General features: G+C 72.2%; 20 protein-coding genes and 1 pseudogene. 8 read left to right on the plus strand and 13 right to left on the minus strand.

Annotated features, from left to right (window positions below; all coding sequences use genetic code 11):
- The 5 genes from PCA76_RS22855 to PCA76_RS22875 all read right to left on the minus strand — a co-directional run bounded on the left by PCA76_RS22855 (position 1) and on the right by PCA76_RS22875 (position 7,053).
- Entirely contained in the window at positions 1 to 423 is a 423-nt protein-coding gene (locus tag PCA76_RS22855) for a roadblock/LC7 domain-containing protein (RefSeq protein ID WP_272612531.1), read from the minus strand.
- Between the two features lie 90 nt (positions 424 to 513).
- The gene (locus PCA76_RS22860) at positions 514 to 3,069 is read right to left on the minus strand and encodes a sensor histidine kinase (protein ID WP_272612532.1); all 2,556 of its coding nucleotides are present in this window, start codon (positions 3,067 to 3,069) and stop codon (positions 514 to 516) included.
- Positions 3,070 to 3,192: 123 nt separating this feature from the next.
- Positions 3,193 to 4,809, minus strand: a complete 1,617-nt coding sequence (locus PCA76_RS22865) for a prenyltransferase/squalene oxidase repeat-containing protein (RefSeq protein WP_272612533.1) — start codon at positions 4,807 to 4,809, stop codon at positions 3,193 to 3,195.
- Entirely contained in the window at positions 4,802 to 5,719 is a 918-nt protein-coding gene (locus PCA76_RS22870) for a terpene synthase family protein (protein ID WP_272612534.1), read from the minus strand. The genes PCA76_RS22865 and PCA76_RS22870 overlap by 8 nt, the downstream gene beginning before the upstream one ends.
- Positions 5,716 to 7,053, minus strand: a complete 1,338-nt coding sequence (locus PCA76_RS22875; protein WP_272619528.1) for a cytochrome P450 — start codon at positions 7,051 to 7,053, stop codon at positions 5,716 to 5,718. Before PCA76_RS22875 ends, PCA76_RS22870 begins: the two co-directional genes overlap by 4 nt.
- A gap of 322 nt (positions 7,054 to 7,375) precedes the next feature.
- On the opposite strand from PCA76_RS22875, the gene PCA76_RS22880 reads away from it, so the two are divergent.
- A complete protein-coding gene (locus PCA76_RS22880) occupies positions 7,376 to 7,624 on the plus strand; it encodes a DUF2630 family protein (RefSeq protein WP_272612535.1) in 249 nt (82 codons plus the stop codon).
- A 43-nt stretch (positions 7,625 to 7,667) separates the two neighbouring features.
- Here PCA76_RS22880 and PCA76_RS22885 read toward each other — a convergent pair whose 3' ends face one another.
- From PCA76_RS22885 to PCA76_RS22900, 4 genes and pseudogenes are all read right to left on the minus strand, one after another.
- Positions 7,668 to 8,600, minus strand: a complete 933-nt coding sequence (locus PCA76_RS22885) for a serine protein kinase RIO (RefSeq protein ID WP_272612536.1) — start codon at positions 8,598 to 8,600, stop codon at positions 7,668 to 7,670.
- Between the two features lie 220 nt (positions 8,601 to 8,820).
- Positions 8,821 to 9,465, minus strand: a complete 645-nt coding sequence (locus PCA76_RS22890) for an HAD family hydrolase (protein ID WP_272612537.1) — start codon at positions 9,463 to 9,465, stop codon at positions 8,821 to 8,823.
- 65 nt (positions 9,466 to 9,530) lie between these two features.
- Complete coding sequence (locus tag PCA76_RS22895) at positions 9,531 to 10,319, minus strand: carbon-nitrogen hydrolase family protein (protein WP_336298013.1); 789 nt, start codon at positions 10,317 to 10,319, stop codon at positions 9,531 to 9,533.
- A pseudogene (locus tag PCA76_RS22900) lies at positions 10,252 to 10,389 on the minus strand (carbon-nitrogen hydrolase family protein); the annotation flags it as partial. The pseudogene PCA76_RS22900 and the gene PCA76_RS22895, both read right to left, overlap by 68 nt.
- Before the next feature lie 79 nt (positions 10,390 to 10,468).
- Between PCA76_RS22900 and PCA76_RS22905 the strand changes: the two are divergent.
- From PCA76_RS22905 to mug, 6 genes are all read left to right on the plus strand, one after another.
- Complete coding sequence (locus PCA76_RS22905; protein ID WP_184176807.1) at positions 10,469 to 11,041, plus strand: TetR/AcrR family transcriptional regulator; 573 nt, start codon at positions 10,469 to 10,471, stop codon at positions 11,039 to 11,041.
- Positions 11,042 to 11,122: 81 nt separating this feature from the next.
- A complete protein-coding gene (locus PCA76_RS22910; RefSeq protein WP_272612538.1) occupies positions 11,123 to 12,052 on the plus strand; it encodes a TIGR04222 domain-containing membrane protein in 930 nt (309 codons plus the stop codon).
- Positions 12,049 to 12,867, plus strand: a complete 819-nt coding sequence (locus PCA76_RS22915; RefSeq protein WP_272612539.1) for a DUF692 domain-containing protein — start codon at positions 12,049 to 12,051, stop codon at positions 12,865 to 12,867. Before PCA76_RS22910 ends, PCA76_RS22915 begins: the two co-directional genes overlap by 4 nt.
- Entirely contained in the window at positions 12,864 to 13,424 is a 561-nt protein-coding gene (locus tag PCA76_RS22920) for a hypothetical protein (RefSeq protein WP_272612540.1), read from the plus strand. The genes PCA76_RS22915 and PCA76_RS22920 overlap by 4 nt, the downstream gene beginning before the upstream one ends.
- Complete coding sequence (locus tag PCA76_RS22925) at positions 13,409 to 14,170, plus strand: SDR family oxidoreductase (protein WP_272612541.1); 762 nt, start codon at positions 13,409 to 13,411, stop codon at positions 14,168 to 14,170. The genes PCA76_RS22920 and PCA76_RS22925 overlap by 16 nt, the downstream gene beginning before the upstream one ends.
- Complete coding sequence (gene mug, locus PCA76_RS22930; RefSeq protein ID WP_442930150.1) at positions 14,167 to 14,829, plus strand: G/U mismatch-specific DNA glycosylase; 663 nt, start codon at positions 14,167 to 14,169, stop codon at positions 14,827 to 14,829. The genes PCA76_RS22925 and mug overlap by 4 nt, the downstream gene beginning before the upstream one ends.
- 105 nt (positions 14,830 to 14,934) lie before the next feature.
- Here the strand turns inward: mug and PCA76_RS22935 are convergent, their stop codons facing one another.
- The 3 genes from PCA76_RS22935 to PCA76_RS22945 form a co-directional block, all read right to left on the minus strand.
- Positions 14,935 to 16,911, minus strand: coding sequence for an ABC transporter ATP-binding protein (locus PCA76_RS22935; protein WP_272619535.1), 1,977 nt, complete (start codon positions 16,909 to 16,911; stop codon positions 14,935 to 14,937).
- A gap of 114 nt (positions 16,912 to 17,025) precedes the next feature.
- Complete coding sequence (locus tag PCA76_RS22940; protein WP_272612542.1) at positions 17,026 to 17,793, minus strand: enoyl-CoA hydratase/isomerase family protein; 768 nt, start codon at positions 17,791 to 17,793, stop codon at positions 17,026 to 17,028.
- 46 nt (positions 17,794 to 17,839) lie between these two features.
- On the minus strand, positions 17,840 to 18,067 hold the full coding sequence (locus PCA76_RS22945; RefSeq protein ID WP_007462679.1) for a helix-turn-helix domain-containing protein: 228 nt from the start codon (positions 18,065 to 18,067) through the stop codon (positions 17,840 to 17,842).
- 216 nt (positions 18,068 to 18,283) lie between these two features.
- Between PCA76_RS22945 and PCA76_RS22950 the strand changes: the two genes are divergently transcribed.
- Positions 18,284 to 18,883: a cadmium resistance transporter gene (locus PCA76_RS22950; RefSeq protein WP_272612543.1), complete on the plus strand. Its 600-nt coding sequence runs from the start codon at positions 18,284 to 18,286 to the stop codon at positions 18,881 to 18,883.
- A 54-nt stretch (positions 18,884 to 18,937) separates the two neighbouring features.
- On the opposite strand, the gene PCA76_RS22955 is transcribed toward PCA76_RS22950, so the two are convergent.
- On the minus strand, positions 18,938 to 20,542 hold the full coding sequence (locus PCA76_RS22955; protein WP_272612544.1) for an ABC-F family ATP-binding cassette domain-containing protein: 1,605 nt from the start codon (positions 20,540 to 20,542) through the stop codon (positions 18,938 to 18,940).
- Positions 20,543 to 20,738: the final 196 nt, after the last annotated feature.

The raw sequence follows: 20,738 nt of genomic DNA on the forward strand, positions 1-20,738 counted from the left end.
CTACCTCTCGCCGGCCGGCTGCTCGGTGCCACGGGACGGGGATGCGACGTACTTGCCGACGCGGGTGACCAGCATCGCCATCTCGTAGGCGATCAGACCGACGTCGGCGTCCTCGGTGGCCAGCACCGCCAGGCAGGCGTTGCGGCCGGCTGCGGTGACGAACAGGAACGACGACTGCATCTCGATGATGGTCTGCTGCACCTGCCCGCCGCCGAAGCGCTTACCGGCGCCTCGGGCGAGACTCTGGATACCGGCGGCCATCGCGGCGAGGTGCTCACCGTCGTCTCGGCTCAACCCCTGGGAGGAGGCCATCATCAGGCCGTCGGTGGAGAGCGCGACCGCGTGCTCGGCCTGCTTCACCCGGCCCACCAGGTCATCCAGCAACCACGTCAGGTCGGCACTCGAAGCCGTCTTCTGGGTCACTTCGTCGTCCTCTTCTCGCCCGGCTGTGCGCCGTGTTCGTCTGGGGCTTGACCGTCACACCGCGCGGGAACCCGCGTCGTCGGTGCGCCGTCAGGTCGCTTGTGGATCCTCGTCGGTCGGCTCGTCAGGCGCCGCCGCCGGAGCGCCGGAAGCGCCGCCGAGCAGCCGAGCCGCGTCGGTCCGACCACGCCGGGTGCCGGTCTGGTAGGAGCTCATCATCCGGCGTACCTGCTCCGGTGGACGCACCACATCCTCGTCGTCGGTCTCCGCCACCGCTGGGTCGTCCAGCAGCTCGGGGACGATGTTCGCCTGTCGGACCCGGACGGGCAGGCCCGAGTCGGTCTGTTCCGCCTCGGCGCGGGCGGACGCCGGATCACCGTCGCCGGATTCGACCGGCGCGTCGGTGTGATTCGCCGGTCGGGTGCGGTCGACCGCGGGCAGGCCGGCGGGTGTCGTCGGGACTTCCAGGGCTGGCTGGGCCGGGCCCCGCCGGGCACGGGTGGGCAGCTCGGGCGTACCGGTGGTCGGTGTCGTCCGCTGTCGGGTGGGCAGCACGGTCTCGGTCTCAGCCTCGTCGGCCGGGGTGGCGAAGTCCGCCGACATCGGCGCCGGGCCGACCGGGGCCGGTACGTCCGGCGCCGCGCTCGTCGGTGCGGCCAACGCGACCGGTGCGAGGAGGGCCGGGCGGCCGGTGTCGGCGGAGGGCGCCGACGGCATCGGGATGGCCGTACCGGCCCGGAACGCGCCGGAGTCCTCCGGGCCAGCGCCGGTCTCGGTGACCAGCTCCAGCGGGATCAGCACGACCGCCGTGGTGCCGCCGTACGCGGACTCCTTCAGCCGTACCCGCACGCCGTGCCGCTCGGTCAGCCGGCTCACCACGTAGAGCCCGAGGCGGGCGGCGTTGGCGAGGTTCAGCTCGGACTGGTCGACGATCCGGTGGTTCGCCGCGGCCAGGTCCTCGTCGCTCATGCCGAGGCCCCGGTCCTCGATCTCGATGGCGAACCCGTTGGCCACCAACTGGCCGCGGACCTCGACCGTCGTGTGCGGCGGGGAGAACGACAGGCCGTTCTCGATCAGCTCGGCGAGCAGGTGGATGATGTCGCCGACCGCGCGGCCGGCGAGCGAGATCGGCCCGAGCGGCAGCACGTTGACCCGGGTGTAATCCTCCACCTCGGCCACGGCACCGCGCACCACGTCGACCATGGGGACGTTGCGCCGCCAGGCCCGACCGGGGGTGGAGCCGGAGAGCACGATCAGGTTTTCCGCGTTACGCCGCATCCGGGTGGCCAGGTGGTCGACCCGGAACAGGTCCTCCAGCTCCTCCGCGTCGTGTTCGCGGCGCTCCATCGCGTCCAGCAGGGTGAGCTGGCGGTGGACGAGCGCCTGCGTCCGTCGGGCCAGGCTGAGGAAGACCTCGCGGACGTTGCGGCGCAGGTCGGCCTGCTCGATGGCCGTACGCACGGCGGTTTCCTGAACGGCGTTGAACGCCTTGCCGACCTGGCCGATCTCGTCGGTGCCGAACTCCAGCGGGGGCGCCTCGGTGGCCACGTCGACCTCCTCGCCGCGCCCGAGCCGCTCCACCACCCGCGGCAGCCGCTCGTCGGCGAGCTGCCAGGCGGCCTGGCGCAGCCGGTCCAGCTGGCGCAGCAGGGTCCGTGCCGTGGTGATCGAGACGACGACGGAGGCGATGACGGCGAGCAGGCCCAGACCGGTGGCGAGCACCAGGCGAACGACGACCATCACGGCCACGCCGGTGGCCCGGCCCACGATGCCCTCGCCGCCGGCGGTCACCGCGTCGTTCACCTCGGCCAGCGCCGGCTCGACCGTTCCGCGCCACTGTTCGGAGCCGATCGGCAACTGGGTCGACGGCCGGCCCTCACGGATGATGCTGTCCTGTACGGCGCGCAGTCGGGTGAACTCCTCGCCCTCGACGAGCTCCCGGTAGCGGCGTTGGTCGGCGTCGGCGAGCCGGACGCGGGCCTCCTCGCCGACGAACCGCTCGGCGCCGACCAGGGCGACGTACCGGGCGTACTCGGGACCACTCATCCGGCCGTTGCCGAAGAGGCCGCTGAGTAGCGCATCCTCCTGGGAGATCAGCTCCTTCATCCGGTTGAGCTGGATGAGGGCGGCCGCTTCGCCGGCGATCGTCTTGTCGTCCAGACTGCCCGTGACGTCGTAGATCTGGAAGATCGACTCGATCGCGCCGGTGTACGCCTCGGCGGCGGCGATCCGGTCGATCTTGCGGTTCAGCACCTCCGCACGGGTCTGCTGAAGTGCGTCGATCTGGGCGATCGTCGCGTCGAGCTGGACGTCGAGTGCGGAGCTGCCGGCCACGTCGACCTGCCAGTTACGGACCGAGGCACCGAACTCATCGGCCAACTTGACGGCCTTGCCCTGCTCGGCCTCGAGTGCCGTCCGCTGCGCGGCTCCGGGATTGCTCAGGTACGTCTGGGTCAACCGCCGCTCCACCTGGAGCTCCTGCAGCAGCGGCTCGCTCGGGGCGTAGACCTTGCTGTTGAGCAACTGGACACCGAGCAGGTTGAACCCGTCCCGCAGGGTGACCCACGCCGCGAACATCCAGAGCGCGACCAGGGAGAGCAGTAGGGCGACAACCTTGGTGCGGATACTCGTACCGCGAGAACGCATTGAACCGTCCCAGGCCGGGCGTTGACTCAGCTCATCAACGGGTGATCATAAGGGCAACGTCCCACCGCAGCGGGGCATACGGGGCTGAGGCTCTGCGTACGCTAGCAGTGTCCACACAACCCCTCAAGTTGTTGTTTTTGTTGCCTGGTAACCGCAATCCACCACCGATCGGTCGACCTCGGTGGTGCGGAGGCCGGCCAGGCGGCAGGCGGCCAGCACCGCGGCGCGAACGATGACGGTCGGACAGTACAGCTCCTTGCCGTACCACAGTGGAGGGTGCTCCCGATCGGCGGATTCATGCAGGTAGGTGTGCCCACGGGCCAGGGCGTCGTCGACCCACGGCACCGTCGCCGGCACCGCCAACAGCACCTGCAGGGCGTACGCCGTCTCCTCGGCGGTGCCGTTCCACCGCCCCCACGAGCCGTCCGCCCGCTGGCTGTTCAACACCCAGCCGGCGGCCCGGTCCACTGCCTCGGCGGCCGCCGCGCTCCGCCCGAACTCCGTCAGCGCCAGCACGCAGCAGGCGGTGGCGTAGTACGGCGAGGCGTGCCAGCGGTCCTGCCAGGCGCCGTCCGCGCGCTGATGCCCGGGCAGGACCGCGCTCAGCCGGTCGACCGTCCGGTGGTAGCGCGCGTCCGCGTCCGGGTGCCGGGTCAGGTGCTGACCGAAGGCGTCCAGCACGTGGGCGTTGGTGGTGACCGAGAAGCCGTCCTCTCCCGGCCAGGTGCAGAAGCCGCCGGTCGTCTCGTACGCCCAGAGGCTGGCGGGGTCGGCCGGGCGGCCGAGCCGGGCCAGCGCGTCGAGTGACACCGCGGTGGTGTCGGCGTCCGTCGGTAGGCCGTCGCCGGTGGCGATGCCCTGGGCGCTGGTGGCAGCGGTCAGGCTCGCCAGGACGGAGGTCGGCGGGTTGATCGCGACACCGGCGCGGCGCAGGCCGCTCAGCACCCAGGCCCGCTCGAAGACGGTGATCGGGGCCGGGCAGGGCACCGGGCCGCCACCGTCGCGGATCAACGTCTGCAGGAAGGCGTGCGCGGCGGGTCCGGCGGCCGGGCCGGCCGCGGTCAGCCAGGTCGCGGTCGCGGCGGGCGAGGCGCCGACCGCGGTGAGCGTCGGCCCCGCGCCCGCGGGTGTCGCGTCCAGGATCTCGTAGAAGTGGGCCAGCTTCGGCGGCAGCGCCGTTCCGGCGGCCACTGCGGACCGCACCGCGCGCAGCCGGTCCCGGTTGAGCCCGGCGGGCAGCGGCAACGGCGGGCGGGGCAGTCGGTCGGCGGTGGCCCGCTCCAGCCCGGCGAGCCGGTCGTTGATCGTGTCGACCAGCGCCGGAACGATGAGATCCAGCGCGGGGGTGTCCGGCAGAGTCCGTGCGTCGGTGGGGAGCAGCGTGCCGACGAGCGCGCCGAGCCCACGGGCCACCGGGGCGAGCAGCTCCGTCCCGGCCCGGCCGTCGGCCAGCGCGGCGAGCAGCGCGTCGGTGGCGCTCAGCGTCGGCACCAGGGCGTACCCCTCGGGTGGGCCCCACGCCCCGTCCGGGCGCTGACTGCGCAGCAGGAACGCGATCCGCTGGTGGTGCCCGGTCAGCCAGGGAGCGACGGCGACCAGCCGCCCGGTCTCGTACACCGACGCGGCGACCTGCCCCCACGGCCGCAGGCCAAGGCCGGCGATCAACTCGCGGGCGGCGTCGGCGACCGGGTCGGCGGCGGTCGCCGCGTCGGCGAACACCCGGGTGGCGCCGTCACTCATCACGCTCCCCCCAGAAGTCCGACAGTTGGTAGAAGCCGCCGGTGAAGGAGATCTGCCGGTTGAGGTAGTCCGCCTGGCGGGGGCACCGCTCGGCGAGGGCGGCCAGGTCCCCCCGGGACCGGGCGGTCAGCTCGGCCAGCCGGTCGTGCACCTGCGCCGGGTCGTCGACAAGCGAAAGGGCGTTCAGGTCACCCCACTCGGCGTCGCGCCCCTGCGTGGCGAGGTCGTTGACCAGCCGCAGCACCCGCTGCACGCCACGTCCGGCGTCCAGCAGGTCGGTCAACTGGGCGAGTGTCCGGTCGTCGCCGGTGGCGATCCAGTGCGTGACGTTGACGAAGGAGCAGGCGAGGTTGTCGGCGTTGTCCAGGTAGCGGTCCAGGTCTGGCAGACGCCGCCCGGTGGCCGGGTCGGTCGGCAGGTTCTTCCAGTCCCACTCCCGGGCCACGGCGGCGAGCATCCGGGCCAGCTCGTCGCGCCAGATCGGCCGCAGCCGGGCGAACGCCGACACGGTCGTCAACTCGTCGCGCAGGTCGGCCAGTAGCCGCGCCAGGTGCCGACCCGGCGGCGGTGCGGCGCCGTCGGCCACCGCGAGGCAGTCGGTCACCACCGCCCGAACGTCGTCGACAGACCGGGCGAGGTAATCGACCTGCCAGTCGGCCGCGAAGACCCAGAGCAGGGTACGGGTGGTGATCCGCAGCTCGGCGGCGGTGTGCCATGGCGCGGTGAAGGCGATCGCGGTGGCCACCGAGCTGAGCAGCGCCGCATCGAACGGTGCGGCGTCGAAGAGCTCCGGGTGGGCGGCGGTGACGTCCTGGAGGTCGCGTACGCCGCGCACGGCGAGCGCGCATACCCGGCCCTGCTCGGCGACGGCGTCCTGACCGGCCCGCGCCGGTCGCGGGGTCTCCGTCACGATGCGACCGGACGCTCGACCGGGGTGAGGATGAGCTCGGCCCGCTGCTTGGGTTGCAGCGAGGCGCCCATTCGGGGCGTGAGGTCGACCGGTTGGCGCAGCCGGAAGCGGTAGCGGCTCAGCACGGTGCTGACGATGAGCTGGGCCTCCAGCAGGAACAGGTACTGCCCGAGGCACTGGTGCGGGCCTCCGCCGAACGGGAAGTAGGAGTAGCGGTAGCGCCGCCGAGGCAGCTCCGGCGCGAACCTCTCCGGGTCGAAGAGCGCCGGGTCGGTCCAGAACGTCGACATCCGCTGGGTGACGTACGGGCTGACCAGCACAGTGCCGCCCGCCTTGATCCGCACCCCGCCCAGGACGTCGTCGCCGACCGCGGTTCGCGGGATCATCCAGCCGGCTGGGTAGAGCCGCAGCATCTCGTCGAGCACCATCCGGCCGTAGCGCAGCTGGGGCAGGTGTTCACGGCCGACCCGTTCGGCGCCGACGACCCGTTCGATCTCGTCGGTCATCCGCTCGGCCACGTCGGGTCGGGAGGCCAGCACTGGCCAGAGCCAGGAGAGCAGGGCGATGGTGGTCTCGGTGGCGGTGGAGAACATCGCGACCACGTCGCCGCGGATCGCGTACTCGTCGGGTTCGCTGCCGTCGGCTCGGGGCCGGCAGAGGGTGGAGATGATGTCGTCGCCGTCGGTGGGGCGGGACCGGGCCTCCCGGATGATCGGCAGCACCACCTCGTCGATGGTGCGCACCGCCTCGCGGAAGGGCCGGTCGCCGGGCATCGGCACCGCGTACGGCACTGCGGGCATCAGCAGTCGCGGAAGCATCGCGGTGGTGACGGTGTCCAGCGCGGCGCTGATCCGCAGGGCGTCCGGCACCGAGATGCGGTCGGCGAAGAGCACCCGCATGGTGGTGCGCAGCACGATCCGGGTCAGCTCGGCTCCGCCGTCGATCGGGCGGCCGTCCCGGGCCGGCTCCAGCCACTCGTCGACCGCCTCGTTGATCGCCTCGGCCATCTTGTCGACGAGCGTCTCGGCCCGTTTGGCGGTGAACAGCGGTTGCAGGGCGCCCCGGCTGGACTCCCAGACTTCGCCCTCGGCGACCAGGATGGCGTCGCCGACGATCCGACGGACCGGTCGCCAGAGCAACCCGTCACCGTCGCGGGTGTAGTTGGCAACGTTGTCCCTCAGCACTCGTTGTAGGTGCTCAGGGTGGCTGACCAGATAGGGGCGGAACGAGCCGAGGTTGAGCCGGATGACCTCGCCGTCGGCGGCCTCCGCGAAGTCGACAAGCGCGCCGAGCGGATCGCGGACAAGTGCGGGCAGCGCACGCCGCAGCGGAATCATCCGGGGTTCGGTGCTGGCTGGGGCGGGGACCGCCTGGGACACCTGCGACATCGAACCACGTCTCCTCGTCGTCCCGCCGACCGCAGCGGTCCACTTCGGTCGGGCAGGTGGTTGAACCTTCACCTTTTGGGCCGACGGAAGCATCTCACCAAATGCGAGGCGCCTCTAGACTTGCGGGCGGTGGAATTTCTACCCACATCAATATATGGGCGTCGATGCTGCTGCCCGCCATGGTCGCCCTACCCGAAACCGTGACCGAGGACGCACGGGTACCCCCGAATCCGGGCAGAGCCGGGCACCCTGTGCCAGGCTCTGTGGCATGGACGACAAGACCATCCTGAACCGGATCTCCGAGCTGGTCGACGAGGAACACAAGCTGCGTGCGGACGCCCAGGCCCACGAGTCGGGCACCGAGGGCGAGCCCAGCGAGCGACTGCGTGCCCTGGAGGAATCCCTCGACCAGTGCTGGGACCTGCTGCGCCGTCGGCGGGCCGCCCGGGAGACCCACGGCGACCCGGACGCGCAGGGCGAACGCCCCAAGCCCGAGGTCGAGCGCTACCTGCAGTAACGGCGGAGCGGGTCGGGCGGTCCGGCCGCCCGACCCGCTCCCGTCAGCGGATGCCCGCCTCGCGTAGCAGCTCTCCGGTCAACGCGCCGGGATCGACCTGCTCGGCGGGCAAACCCCGGGCCGCGAACCAGGTGCCGACCACCCGCACGTCGCGGGCCAGGAACTCCGGCCCCTGCGGGTTCGCCACCACGTCGACCACCTGCGGCAGGTCGATCACGACCAACCGCCCCTGGTGCACGAGCAGGTTGTACGGCGACAGGTCGCCGTGCGCGTAGCCGGCCCGGGCCAGCACGCGCAGCGCCTCCACCAGCTGAGCCCACAGGTCGCGCAGCTCGGCCGGGCCGGGTCGCAGCTGAGCCAGCCGGGGCGCCGCCTGCCCCGACTCCGCGTCACCGACGAACTCCAGCATCAGCTCGGTGCCCCGCAGCTGCACCGGGTACGGCACGGCGATCCGGTCGTGCCCGGCGCCGATCTCCCAGAGCCGGGCCAGGGCGGCGAACTCGGCCGCGGCCCACTGCCCGGCGATCATCTGCCGGCCGAACGCCGTCCGGCCCTCCATCGCCCGGTTCTCCCGGGATCGGCGCACCCGACGGCCCTCCAGGTAGCCGGCGTCCCGGTGGAACAGCCGGTGCTCAGGGGCGCGGTAGCGTTTGACCGCCAGCAGGCAGGACCGGTCGGTGTCGGGCACCGCCCGACGGACCAGGTGGACGTCCGCCTCCTTGCCGGTCTTCAGCACACCCAGCTCGGTGTCCTTGGCGGCCAACTCGGTGATCAGCCAGTCCGGGTGCGGCTGCGGCCCGTGCACGGCGTCGTCCCAGGACGACCAGTGCTCGCCGGTGTCCGGGTCAGGTTGGCTGTCCGGGTCTGCGGGCGGCTCGGTCGGCCGCCCGCGCTTCAGAAATTGTGGTTCGTCGTCGTCGAAGCGGCTCTTGCCGCGGCTCCGGCGCTCAAGCGCCGGAAGGTCGTGATCGCGCACTGTGGTGAGGTTCCCTTGGTCGAGGCTGAGAAAGGCAGCTGGAAGCGACCTGCGAAGACGGCCATGACCGACCCCCTCTTCTTCTCGACCGGGGCACGCCCGGGATGCACCATGCGCCGACAATGCTCGCCGCCGCACCGCAGCCGGTCAACCGATTTACCGAACCGCCGTCCGAACAGCGACGAGACCTGGCGAGCGACAACCAGAAGCGAGCGAAACCTCAGCGGGCGAGGACGGTGGCGACCGCGGCGATCAGCCCGTCCGCGGTGTGACTCGGCGCGAATCGAACGTCCGACCAGGTGCGCCCCCGGTGCAACCAGACGCTGGGCAGCCCGACCGCGGCGGCACCACCGATGTCCGCCTCCGGGCTGTCGCCGACCACCCAGGCGCCGCGCAGCGGCATCCGGACCCGCTGGGCGGCGAGCGCGAAGATCCGCGGGTTGGGCTTGCTGACTCCGGCCTCTTCGGAGATCACCCAGTCGGCGACGTAGCGGTCCAGGCCGGTCCTGCGAATCTTGGCGTCCTCGACGCGTACCGTGCCATTGCAGACCACGACCGGCACCCAGCCCGCGTCGTCGGCGATCCGCAGCGCGCAGGCGGTCAGCGGGTCGAGCCGGGTCTGCGCCACCACCCCGTCGTGCAACTCCTCCACCAGGTCGATCGAGGGGATGCGCAGCTCGTAGCGGTCCCGGATGGCGTCGGCGAGATCCCAGCGGTCGGTCAACCCGTCAGCGTCGATCGAGGCCAGCCAGTCGATGTCGGTGGGGGGCGCGCCGATGCCGTCCAGGAAGCGCTCACCCCAGCGGCGGAACGGCCCGGCCCGATCCAGCAGGGTGTTGTCCAGGTCCAGCAGGAGCAGTGGCACTCGGGCACCCTACGGGACCGACGTGTCCGCCAACAGATCCGGCGGGTATCGAGCTGAGGACGGGCTCAGCCGGACATCGACAGCCGAGGGCCGCCCTGGTCCGGGAGTCGATCGGCGAGCATCGAATGGGCCGCCCGGGTGGCCGCGAGGACGTCCGGGTCCAACGTCGCCACCAGCACCGCCGTGCCGTCGTCGGCGCCCCGGGTCAGCACCCGTCCCTGCGGGTCGTAGATCGCCGCGCCGCCGTTGAACCGCCACGGGTCGACGCCGCCGACCGCGTTGGAGAAGACCACGAACATCGTGTTGTCCAGGGCTCGCGCGGCGTAGTACAGGTCCCGACGGTGCTCGGAGCCGGTCAGGTATCCGCTGGGGCACAGGTAACCGTGTGCGCCGTCGAGAGCTGCGGCCCGGCCGTGCTCCGGGAAACAGCCGTCGTAGCAGATGCCGAGCCCGAGCCGCCAGTCGTCGACGAGCAGCGTGGCACCTCGGCCGCCGGCGCTGAACAACTCGCGTTCGTCGCCCCACAGCTGCTGCTTGTCGTACCCGACCCGGGCCACGCCGGCCCGGTCGATCACCAGCGCGGCGATGGTCCGCCGGCCGTCCGGGTGCCGGGCGGCGGCACCGACCAGCGCGGTGACGCCGGCCTCGCGCCGCGGCGCGCAGCGGGTCGAGCCGGGGATCCGCGACCATCCCGGTCGGGTCGGCCGCGACGTCCGTGCCGGCCGGGTCGGCGGCGAGGGTCGGCGGGTGGTACGCGCAGAGGAACAGCTCCGGTAGGACGGCCACCCGGGCGCCCAGCTCGCCAGCTTGGCGGACCAGGTCGGCGGCGGTGACCGCGTTGCCGGCGACGTCACCCGGCGTCGGCGTGGCCTGAACGGTGGCCACGGTCAGCGGGGCGGTGGGCACGGTGCGGGGCAGGGTCACGGGGCGATGGTAATCGGCGCGGCAAACCAAGCCGTACGTACGGTTTGCATGCCCAGGTCTGACCTGCAACGATCGACGCGTGCCCAGAGTAAGCCAGGACCAGCTCGACGCGCGCCGGCAGGAGATCCTCGCCGCCGCACGGGCGTGTTTCGCCCGGCTCGGCTACGAGGGGGCGACCGTCCGCCGCCTCGAGGAGGCCACCGGCCTGTCCCGGGGCGCCATCTTCCACCACTTCCGCGACAAGGACTCGCTCTTCCTGGCCGTCGCCGAGGACGACGCCGCCGCCATGGTCGAGACGGTGGCCCGCAACGGTCTGGTGCAGGTGATGCGCGACCTGCTCGCCCGCGCCGTCTCCCCCGACACCACCGGCTGGCTGGGCAGCCAACTGGAGGTCTCCCGCCGCCTGCGCACCGACCCGGCGTTCGCCCGGCGCTGGGCCGAACGATCCGCCGCGATCGCCGAGGCGACTCGGGACCGGTTGGCCCGCCAGCGCGACGCCGGGGTGCTGCGCGAGGACGTACCCATCGATGTGCTGGCCCAGTTCCTGGAGCTGGCCTACGACGGCCTGGTGCTGCACCTGGCCATGGGCCGACCGGCCGGTGACCTGGGCCCGGTGCTCGACCTGGTCGAGGAGGCGGTTCGCCGCCGCTGACCGCGCGGACACCCGACTGCCGACCGTGGCGAGGCTGCTCCACAATGGGGCCGCGCATCCCTCCGGTGACAGGAGCAGTCGATGATCATCCACGCCGCGTCCGGCGACACCTGGGGCATCTCCGGCCCGACCTTCCTCCGGTACTACCTGGTGGCAGCCGCTCTGGTGGTGGCCGTCGCGGTGTACCACCGGGTCCGTCTGGCGGCCGCGTCGAACGCTGCCATGACCGCCGATCCACTCGGGCCGCAGCAGGTCGCGTACCTCAACGGTGGACCCCGACTCGCCGTACACGCCGCACTCGGCGGATTGCGCGGCAGCGGCGCGATCGGCGTGCGGCCGGACCGTCGACTGACCACCATCGGGGCCGCTCCGACCGGGCTCACCCCACTGGACCAGGCCATCCACTGGGCCGCGCATCAGCACGCCCGGGTCGGGGACCTGCCGCAGGACGAGCGCGTACGTGTCGCGCTGCACCAGATCCGCAACGGCCTGGAGCAGCGGGGCCTGCTGACCGACGACGCGCAACGCGCGCGTGCCCGCTTCTGGACCACGATCCTGATCGCCCTGCTGGGCCTCGGCGTGCTCCGCTTGGTCTCCGGTCTGTTCAGCGGTCACCCGGTCGGCTACCTGCTGCTGACCCTTGTTGCGCTCCTGATCGTCACGCTGGTGCTGCGCCGGGCGCCCGTGCTCACCCGGGCCGGTCGGTCCACGCTGCGCGGTGTACGCCGCGAGCACACCCACCTCGCCCCGGCCTCCGCGCCGGCCTACGCCACCTACGGAGCGGCCGGCGCGGCGATGGGCGTGGCCCTGTACGGCACCGCCTCGCTCTGGGCGCTCGACCCGGGCTTCGCCGAGCAGGCCGAGATTCAGCGCCAGGCCGCCTCCAGCAGCGGCTGGACGGGTGGCTCCGACGGCTCGTCGGGTGGCGGAGGCGACAGCTCCGGCGGAGACGGCGGCAGTTCCTGCGGTGGAGGCGGTGGCGGCTGCGGCGGCGGGGGGTGCGGCGGATGACCGGGCCGTCCGGGGTCGGCATCGGCTGGCGTCCGGAGATCGCCGGGTTCGTGGCCGAGCTGCCCGGGCTGCGTTTCGTCGAGGTGGTGGCCGAGGCGGTGCCCGCGTCCGGGCCGCTCCCGCCGGGCCTGGCACAGCTGCGTGAGCGCGCGGTGACGGTCGTACCGCATGGTGTGCGGCTCTCCCTGGGCGGCGCCGAGCCGGTCGACCCGGCCCGGGTCGCACACCTTGCCGCGGTGGCGCAACGCGTCGACGCCCCGTTGGTCAGCGAGCACATCGCGTTCGTCCGAGCCGGCGGTCTGGAGGCCGGGCACCTGCTGCCGCTGCCCCGCAGCCGGGAAGCTGTCGACGCGGTCTGCGCCAACGTGGCACGGGCGCAGGCCGAGCTGCCGGTGCCGATCGCGCTGGAACCGATCGCCGCGTTGGTCGACTGGCCCGACGACGAGTTGGACGAGGCGGACTTCCTCACCGAGATCCTCGACCGGACCGGGGCACTGTTGCTGCTGGACGTGGCCAACGTGCACGCCAACGCCCGCAACCGGGGCACCGACCCGCTCGCGTTGCTGGACCGTCTGCCCCTGGAGCGGGTCGCGTACGCCCACGTGGCCGGCGGCGCAGAGCACGGCGGTTTCTACCACGACACCCACACCGACCCGGTGCCGCCAGTGGTGCTGGAGCTGGTCGGTGCGCTCTGCGCCCGGCAGCGACCGCCGGCGCTGCTGCTGGAACGCGACGGCCACTATCCACCGGCAGCCGAGCTCCGCGCCGAACTGGACGCCCTGGCCACCGCCGCGGGCTTCCCGACTGTGACATGACCGCCGCACGCGACGGCGCCGGCACGCGGCCATCCGGCGATCTCGCGGGGCTCGCCGAACGCCAGGCGGAGCTGGTGGCGACGCTGGTCGCCGGAGGGCCGCCACCACCCGGGTTCGCACCGGCCCAGTTGGCCGCCACCCGCGCGGCCCTGCTGCGCAAACGTGCCGGTGAGGTGGCCCGGCACTGGCCACTGCTCGCCGCCGGCCTCGGTGACAGGTGGTCGACGACCTTCGCCGGCTGGGCCGCCCGGCGACCGACCGCCGGGTCACTGCGCGACGGTTGGGACCTGGCCCGTGCGCTGCACGAACAACGTGCGCTGCCCCCGGCCGCCGCCGAGGAGCTGGCCGTCCGGGAGGCGCGCCTGCACTACGACGGGCTTCGGGCGCCGCGTGTACGCCGGTTACCGGCGGTGGGCCGCGCTGGCGGCGCCGTCGCGGTGCAGATCGCCGGACGGGTACGTCTGCTGCGCCCCGCTCCGCGTCCAGCGACCGCGCCCACCTTTCGCGGCGAGGGTGTGCCGGATACGGCAGGATCTGCCTCATGGATCTCGGACTGACCGACCGCGTGTACGTCCTCACCGGCGCCTCCCGCGGCCTGGGTTACGCGACCGCACAGTGCCTCGTCGCCGACGGGGCGCGGGTGGTGCTCTCGGCCCGGGACCCGGACGCCGTGGCCGCCGCCACGGAGCGGCTGGGTGGTCCGGAGCACGCCGTCGGGCTGACCGCCGACCTGAGCGACCCGGAGACCCCGGGGCAGCTCGTCGCCGCCGCCCAGGAGCATTTCGGCCGGCTCGACGGCGCCCTGATCTCGGTCGGTGGGCCACCGCCGGGCAACGCCGCGGCGGTCACCGACGAGCAGTGGCGGCTCTCCTTCGAGACCGTCTTCCTGGGCACCATCCGCGCGCTACGCACGGTCGCCGGCGCACTGCCCGACGGCGGTGCGATCGGGTTGGTGCTCTCCACCTCGGCCCGGGGCCCGGTGCCCGGCCTCGGCATCTCCAACGGTCTACGGCCCGGCCTGGTCGGGGCCGCCAAGGACATCGCCGACGACTACGGCCCGCGCGGGGTTCGGGTGGTCGGCCTGCTGCCCGGCCGGATCCTGACCGACCGCAATCGGGAGCTCTTCTCGGCGTCCGGCGACCCGGAGCGGGCCCGCGCCGAGGCGGAGGCCGCCATCCCGCTGCGACGACTCGGCGACCCCGCCGAGTTCGGCCGGGTGGCCGCGTTCGTGCTCTCCCCCGCCGCGAGCTACCTGACCGGTATCACCCTGCCGGTCGACGGTGGCGCGCTGCGCGGGCTGTGACGCCCGATCCGGTCGAAGAGGCCCGTGCGGTGTTGCCCGATCCGGTCCGTTCGCTGGCGCTCGACGGGGCTCCAGAGGCCCGTGCGGTGTTGCCCGGGAAGGCCCGGCCGACCCGGGCGGATCTGGCGGCCGCCGCGGACCGGACCATCCCCGACGTCCTCACGCCGGGGTTGGCGGTGCTCTTCGTCGGTATCAACCCGGGCCTCTGGTCGGCCGCAACGGGTTGGCACTTCGCCCGGCCCGGAAACCGCTTCTGGCCCGCCCTGCACCGGGGAGGGTTCACTCCCCGACTGCTGCACCCCAGCGAACAGGACGAACTGCCCGCCCTCAGGCTCGGCATCACCAACATGGCCAGCCGGGCGAGCGCCCGCGCGGACGAGTTGAGCACCGCGGAACTCCTCGACGGCGCCGCGATCCTGACCGACAAGGTGGCCCGGTTCCGGCCGCGCTGGGTGGCGGTGGTGGGGGTTACCGCGTACCGGATCGGTTTTCGCCGGCCGAAGGCCACCTTCGGGCCGCAGCCGGAGTCGCTGGCCGGCGCCCGGCTGTGGGTGCTGCCCAACCCGAGCGGCCTGAACGCGCACTTCACCCCGGTCACCCTGGGCCTGGCGTTCGCCGAGTTGCGGGTGGCGACCGATCTGCCGGAACCGAGCCCTTGATCGACTGGGGTTCAAGGAAGTCGGGCTGTCGACGCGACCAGAACACCGCGACTTCCAGGAACCCGAGCCGAGGCACCAGACCGACCACCCGGGCCTGGCTAGACGTCAGTTGGCGGCGGCGGGCGGCAGCACCTCGTCGGCGCGGTAGCTGCCCAGTGGCATGATCACCGGCTCGGGGCCGGTCGCGTCGACGAACGGGGTGGGCGAGTCGGCGACCGCGAACTGGGTGCGGTACAGCTCGGCGTAGAGCCCGCCGACCGCGACCAACTCGTCGTGCCGTCCCCGCTCGACGATTCGCCCACCGTCCAGGACCAGGATCTGGTCGGCGTCGCGCACGGTGGAGAGCCGGTGTGCGATCACCAGGGCGGTTCGCCCGGCCAGCGCCACCGACAGTGCCCGCTGCACCGCCGCCTCGCTCTCCGAGTCCAGGTGTGCGGTCGCCTCGTCGAGGATCACGATTGACGGTGCCTTGAGCAGCACGCGGGCGATCGCGATGCGCTGCTTCTCGCCGCCGGAGAACCGGTAGCCGCGCTCTCCGACGGTGGTGTCCAGCCCGTCGGGCAGCGACCGGACCAGGTCGGCCACCTGCGCGCCGGCCAGCGCGGCCCAGATCTCGTCGTCGGTGGCGTCCGGCTTCGCGTAGCGAAGGTTCTCGGCGATCGTCTCGTGGAACAGGTGCGAATCCTGGGTGACCACACCGATCTCGTCGCGCAGGGAGGCGAGCGTGGCGTCGCGGACGTCCACCCCACCGACCAGCACCTGCCCGTCGGTGACGTCGTAGATCCGGGAGATGAGCATCGACAGTGTCGACTTGCCCGCACCGGACGGGCCGACCAGCGCGACCATCTGCCCGGGCTGCACGCTGAACGAGACCCCCTTGAGCACCGGCTCGTTGACGGTCCGGTCGAGTGTGGCGACCTCCTCCAGGGAGGCGAGGGAGATCTCGGCGGCGCTCGGGTAGCGGAATCGGACGTCGCGGAAGTCGACCCGGCCGGTGCCCCGGGGCACCGGCACCGCGTCGGGCTTCTCCTCGATGCCCGGCTTGAGGTCGAGCACCTCGAAGACCCGGTCGAAGGACACCAGCGCGCTCATCACGTCCACCCGGACGTTGGAGAGCGCGGTGAGCGGACCGTACAGGCGGGTGAGCAGCAACGCGAGCGTCACCACGGTGCCCGCGCTGACGCCGCCGGTCACCGCGAGCCAGCCACCGAGGCCGTAGGTGAGCGCCTGCGCCAGCGAGGCAACCAGCAGCATGGCCACGAAGAAGGTGCGGGAATACATTGCGGACTGGATGCCGATGTCGCGGACCCGCTCGGCCCGGTCGGCGAACCGACGGGCCTCGATCTCGGGCTGGCCGAAGAGCTTCACCAGCAGCGCTCCGGCCACCCCGAACCGCTCGGTCATGGTCGCGTTCATCTTGGCGTCGAGGTTGTACGCCTCGCGGGTGATGTCGGCCAGGCGCCGACCGACCCGGCGGGCCGGAATGATGAAGATCGGCAACAGCACCAGCGAGAGCGCGGTGATCTGCCAGGAGAGGGTGAACATCACCGCCGCGGTGAGCACCAGCTGGATGACGTTGCTGACCACACCGGACAGAGTGGAGGTGAAGGCCCGCTGGGCGCCGAGCACGTCGTTGTTGAGCCTGCTGACCAGGGCGCCGGTCTGGGTACGGGTGAAGAACTGCAACGGCATCCGCTGCACGTGGTCGTACACCCGGGTGCGCAGGTTGAGGATGATGCCCTCGCCGATCCGGGCGGAATACCAGCGTTGGGCCAGTGAGAGCAGTGCGTCGGCGACCGCCAGCGCGGCAATGAACAGGGCGACCCGCACCACGAGTCGGCCGGCCTCGGTGCCGCCCCGGTTGATCGCGTTGATCACGTCGCCGGCGAGCACCGGGGTGGCCACGCCGATGATGGCGGCCAACACCACGGTGGCCAGGAAGACGACGATGTCGCGCCGGTAGGGCTGGGCGAAGGCCACGATGCGGCGGGCCACCCCCCGCTTCAGCCGGTGGGTGGAAACCTCGTCGCGGTTGCGCATCGACCGGAGCATGCTCCACCCGGCCATGCCACCGCCGGACATCGGGTTGGACATCGCTCACCTCCGGGTCGTCGGGCAGACCGCGCCGTCAGGTCAATTCTCCCGACGACTGTGACAACCTCGGTCGTAACCCGGATCTTCCCGTGCGGTCCTTACCTATTCTCCCTGGCCAGCCAGGTCGCGCAGCCGGCGGGTCTGCGCCTCCCGCTCGGCGCGCTGCTGGTCGGCGTGCGACCGCCCGGCCGCACCGGCGAGCAACGCCTTGATCTCCACCACCGCGTCGCGGGGCCCGGAGAGCAGACCAGCGGTCAGGTCCTGGACCGCGCCGTCCAGCTCGGCTGGCGGCACGACCAGGGTGGCCAGCCCGATGCGGTCCGCCTCGGCGGCGTCCAACCGGCGGCCGGTCGCGCAGATCTCCAGCGCCCGCGCGTAGCCGACCAACTCGACGAGGCGTTTCGTGCCGGCCAGGTCGGGCACCAGACCGAGGGTCACCTCAGCCATCGACAGCTTCGCGTCCGCGGACAGCACTCGCAGGTCACAGGCGAGCGCGAGCTGGAAGCCAGCACCGATCGCGTGGCCCTGCACGGCCGCGACGGAGATGACGTCCGGCCGGTGCAGCCAGGTGAAGCCGGTCTGGAACTCCGCGATGCGCTCGGCGCACTCCTGCTCGGGCAGCGTGGCCAGCTCCGCGAAGGAGCCCGGGCCGGAAGCACCAGCCACCGCGAGGTCGAGGCCGGCGGAGAACGCACGCCCCTCACCCCGGACCACCACCACCCGCACGTCGCCGGGCAGATCGCGGGAGAAGTCGCTCATCGCTCGCCACATGGCGGGCGTCTGAGCATTGAGCACGTCGGGCCGGCACAACGTCACCGTGGCAACCGGCCCGTCGCAGGTCAGCCGAACCCCGGTCGCCTCGGCGGTCACCGGGCGGCCCGGGGCGCGGCGCTGGTGGGCGACGCTGAGTGGCGGGTCACGCCTTCTTGCGGCGCCGGGCACCGCCGCGCTGACGCAGCTGCACCCCGGATTCGGTGAGCACTCGGTGGATGAACCCGTAGGAACGGCCGGTCGAGGCCGCCAACGCGCGGATGCTCTCCCCCGAGGTGTACCGCTTTACCAGGTCCTTGGCGAGCGTCTGACGCTCGGCTCCGACGATCCGGCGACCCTTCTCAGTGCTGGTGGCTGTGCCAGTGGCTGCCATGCTGTGTCCTCACGTCCCAGACTGTGCGGTTCGGATACGGTCCCACCTATTAGACCGCCTCGAACGATCATGCGCCAGATATCAACTCTTCGCCAACCGACACGCTATGCAATGTCAGCTTCCCGATAGAGTGATCCCGGCGATCGGCCCCGCCGAAGCGTCCCCGCGTACCACTGCGGCGTGCTGGCACCTGCCGATGACCCGTAGCCTTCGGTCGTGATCGACCTGCTGAGCACCGCGGCCGGAGCTGCCGTGGTCTTCGCTGCCACCGACATCGACGACATCGTCATCCTGACCCTGTTCTTCGTCGCAGCCCGCACCACCGGCCGGCCCCGCACCTGGGAAATTGTCGCCGGCCAATACCTCGGCATCGGTGCGCTCGCGTTGGCGAGCGCGGTGGTCGCGGCCGGGCTACTGGTGGTGCCGGACCCGTGGACGGGGTTGCTCGGCCTGCTGCCGATCGCGCTGGGCATCCGCGCTCTGCGCGGCTCCGACGACGACGAGACCCCGACGGTCGTCACCGGAATGCTCGGTGTGGCCGGGGTGACGATCGCGAACGGGGCCGACAACGTGGCCGTCTACGTACCCGTGTTCCGGGCCCTCGGCGTCGGCGACAGCGCGGTGTTCCTCGTGGTCTTCGTGCTGCTCATCGCGCTGTGGTGCGCCGCCGGAGCCTGGTTGGGCGGCCACCCCCGGGTGGTCCGACTGGTCGAGCGCGCCGGCCACTGGCTGGTGCCGGCGATCTTCATCGCCATCGGGGTGGTGATCCTGGTCAGCTCCGGCGTGCTCAGCCGGCTGGTCGACCTGCTCGGCTGAGGCTGGGCCCCGCGCCTCGGCGCAGGCTGGGCCGAGCGCCCGTCCGGGACACGATCAGGCCAGCTCGACCAGCTCGAGCAGGTCGTCGCTCCAGGCATCCTCGTCGCCGTCGGGCAGCAGGATGGCCCGGTCCGGCTTGAGCGCCAGCACAGCGCCCGGATCGTGGGTGACCAGGACGATCGCGCCCGGGTAGTTGGCGATGGCGTCGAGCACCTGCTCCCGGCTGACCGGGTCGAGGTTGTTCGTCGGCTCGTCGAGCAGCAGCACGTTGGCTCCGGAACAGACCAGGGTGGACAGGGCCAGCCGGGTCTTCTCACCACCGGAGAGCACCCCGGCGGGCTTGTTCACGTCGTCACCAGAGAAGAGGAACGCGCCGAGGATCTTGCGTAGATCCGTGTCGGACTGCTCGACAGCGGCGGCGCGCATGTTTTCCAGGACCGTCCGCTCGACGTCCAGCGTCTCGTGCTCCTGGGCGTAGTAGCCCAACCGCAGGCCGTGGCCCGCGTGCACCTCGCCGGTGTCCGGGTTGAGCAGCCCGCCGAGCATCCGCAGCAGGGTCGTCTTGCCGGCGCCGTTGAGCCCGAGGATGGCCACCCGGGAGCCCCGGTCCACCGCGACGTTGACGTCGGTGAAGATCTCCAGCGAGCCGTACGACTTGGACAGGCCGGTCGCGGTGAGCGGCGTCTTGCCGCACGGAGCGGGGCTGGGGAACCGCACCTTGGCCACCCGGTCGGAGACCCGCACCTCCTCCAGGCCGGAGATCAGCTTTTCGGCGCGGCGGGCCATGTTCTGCGCGGCCACGGTCTTGGTGGCCTTGGCCCGCATCTTGTCGGCCTGCGCCATCAACGCGCCAGCCTTCTTCTCCGCGTTGGCCCGCTCCCGGCGGCGGCGCCGCTCGTCGGTCTCGCGCGCCGCCAGGTACGCCTTCCAGCCCAGGTTGTACACGTCGACCACGGACCGGGTGGCGTCGAGGAACCAGACCTTGTTGACCACCGACTCCAGCAGTGCGCCGTCGTGGGAGATCACGATCAGGCCGCCCTTGTGGTTGGCGAGGAAGCTGCGCAGCCAGGTGATCGAGTCGGCGTCGAGGTGGTTGGTCGGCTCGTCGAGCAGCAGGATGCCGCCGCCGTTCTCGCCCGCGTCGCGGAACAGGATCCGGGCCAGCTCGATGCGCCGGCGCTGACCACCGGAGAGAGTGCCGATGGTCTGGGCGAGCGCCCGGTCCGGTAGGCCGAGGTTGGCGCAGATCCGGGCGGCCTCGGCCTCGGCGGCGTACCCGCCCAGGGCGGCGAACTGGTCCTCCAGTGCGCCGTAGCGACGGACCAGCTTCTCGCTGGCGTCCTCGGCGAGGCGGGCCTCGACCTCCTGCATCTGAGCCATCAGGACGTCCAGACCGCGCGCCGAGAGCACTCGGTCGCGGCCGGTCACCTCCAGGTCGCCGGTGCGCGGGTCCTGCGGGAGGTAGCCGATGGCGCTGCGCTGGTCGATCTGGCCGCCGTACGGCTGCCCCTCACCGGCGAGCACCTTCAGCGTGGTGGTCTTGCCGGCGCCGTTGCGACCGACCAGGCCGATCCGGTCACCCGGCTGCACGCGCAGGGTGGTGTCGGACAGCAGGATCCGGGAACCGGCACGCAGTTCCAGGCCGGTGGCAGTGATCATGTTTTCGGGCTCGCTCTCGGGGTCTGGAAGGCTGACTCGGGGCACGCGAAACGGCCGGCGGGCTCAAGGGGCCCGACGGCGCGGGGCGGTTCAGCCTTCGCAGCGCAGCACCCGACAAGTGTACCGGGCGTCGCTGAGCGACCCGCCCGGATTACCAATCAAGATCATCGGGTACCGGAACCGCTGTCCGGACCCC

Source organism: Micromonospora sp. LH3U1, from assembly GCF_028475105.1.
Taxonomy (GTDB): Bacteria; Actinomycetota; Actinomycetes; order Mycobacteriales; family Micromonosporaceae; genus Micromonospora.

Bases quoted from the DNA above. Each gene is read 5' to 3' on its own strand.
- PCA76_RS22860 (WP_272612532.1), bottom strand. From the start codon at position 3,069: ATGCGTTCTCGCGGTACGAGTATCCGCACCAAGGTTGTCGCCCTACTG.
- PCA76_RS22865 (WP_272612533.1), bottom strand. From the start codon at position 4,809: ATGAGTGACGGCGCCACCCGGGTGTTCGCCGACGCGGCGACCGCCGCC.
- PCA76_RS22880 (WP_272612535.1), top strand. From the start codon at position 7,376: ATGGACGACAAGACCATCCTGAACCGGATCTCCGAGCTGGTCGACGAG.
- PCA76_RS22910 (WP_272612538.1), top strand. From the start codon at position 11,123: ATGATCATCCACGCCGCGTCCGGCGACACCTGGGGCATCTCCGGCCCG.
- PCA76_RS22915 (WP_272612539.1), top strand. From the start codon at position 12,049: ATGACCGGGCCGTCCGGGGTCGGCATCGGCTGGCGTCCGGAGATCGCC.
- PCA76_RS22920 (WP_272612540.1), top strand. From the start codon at position 12,864: ATGACCGCCGCACGCGACGGCGCCGGCACGCGGCCATCCGGCGATCTC.
- PCA76_RS22925 (WP_272612541.1), top strand. From the start codon at position 13,409: ATGGATCTCGGACTGACCGACCGCGTGTACGTCCTCACCGGCGCCTCC.
- PCA76_RS22935 (WP_272619535.1), bottom strand. From the start codon at position 16,911: ATGTCCGGCGGTGGCATGGCCGGGTGGAGCATGCTCCGGTCGATGCGC.
- PCA76_RS22945 (WP_007462679.1), bottom strand. From the start codon at position 18,067: ATGGCAGCCACTGGCACAGCCACCAGCACTGAGAAGGGTCGCCGGATC.
- PCA76_RS22955 (WP_272612544.1), bottom strand. From the start codon at position 20,542: ATGATCACTGCCACCGGCCTGGAACTGCGTGCCGGTTCCCGGATCCTG.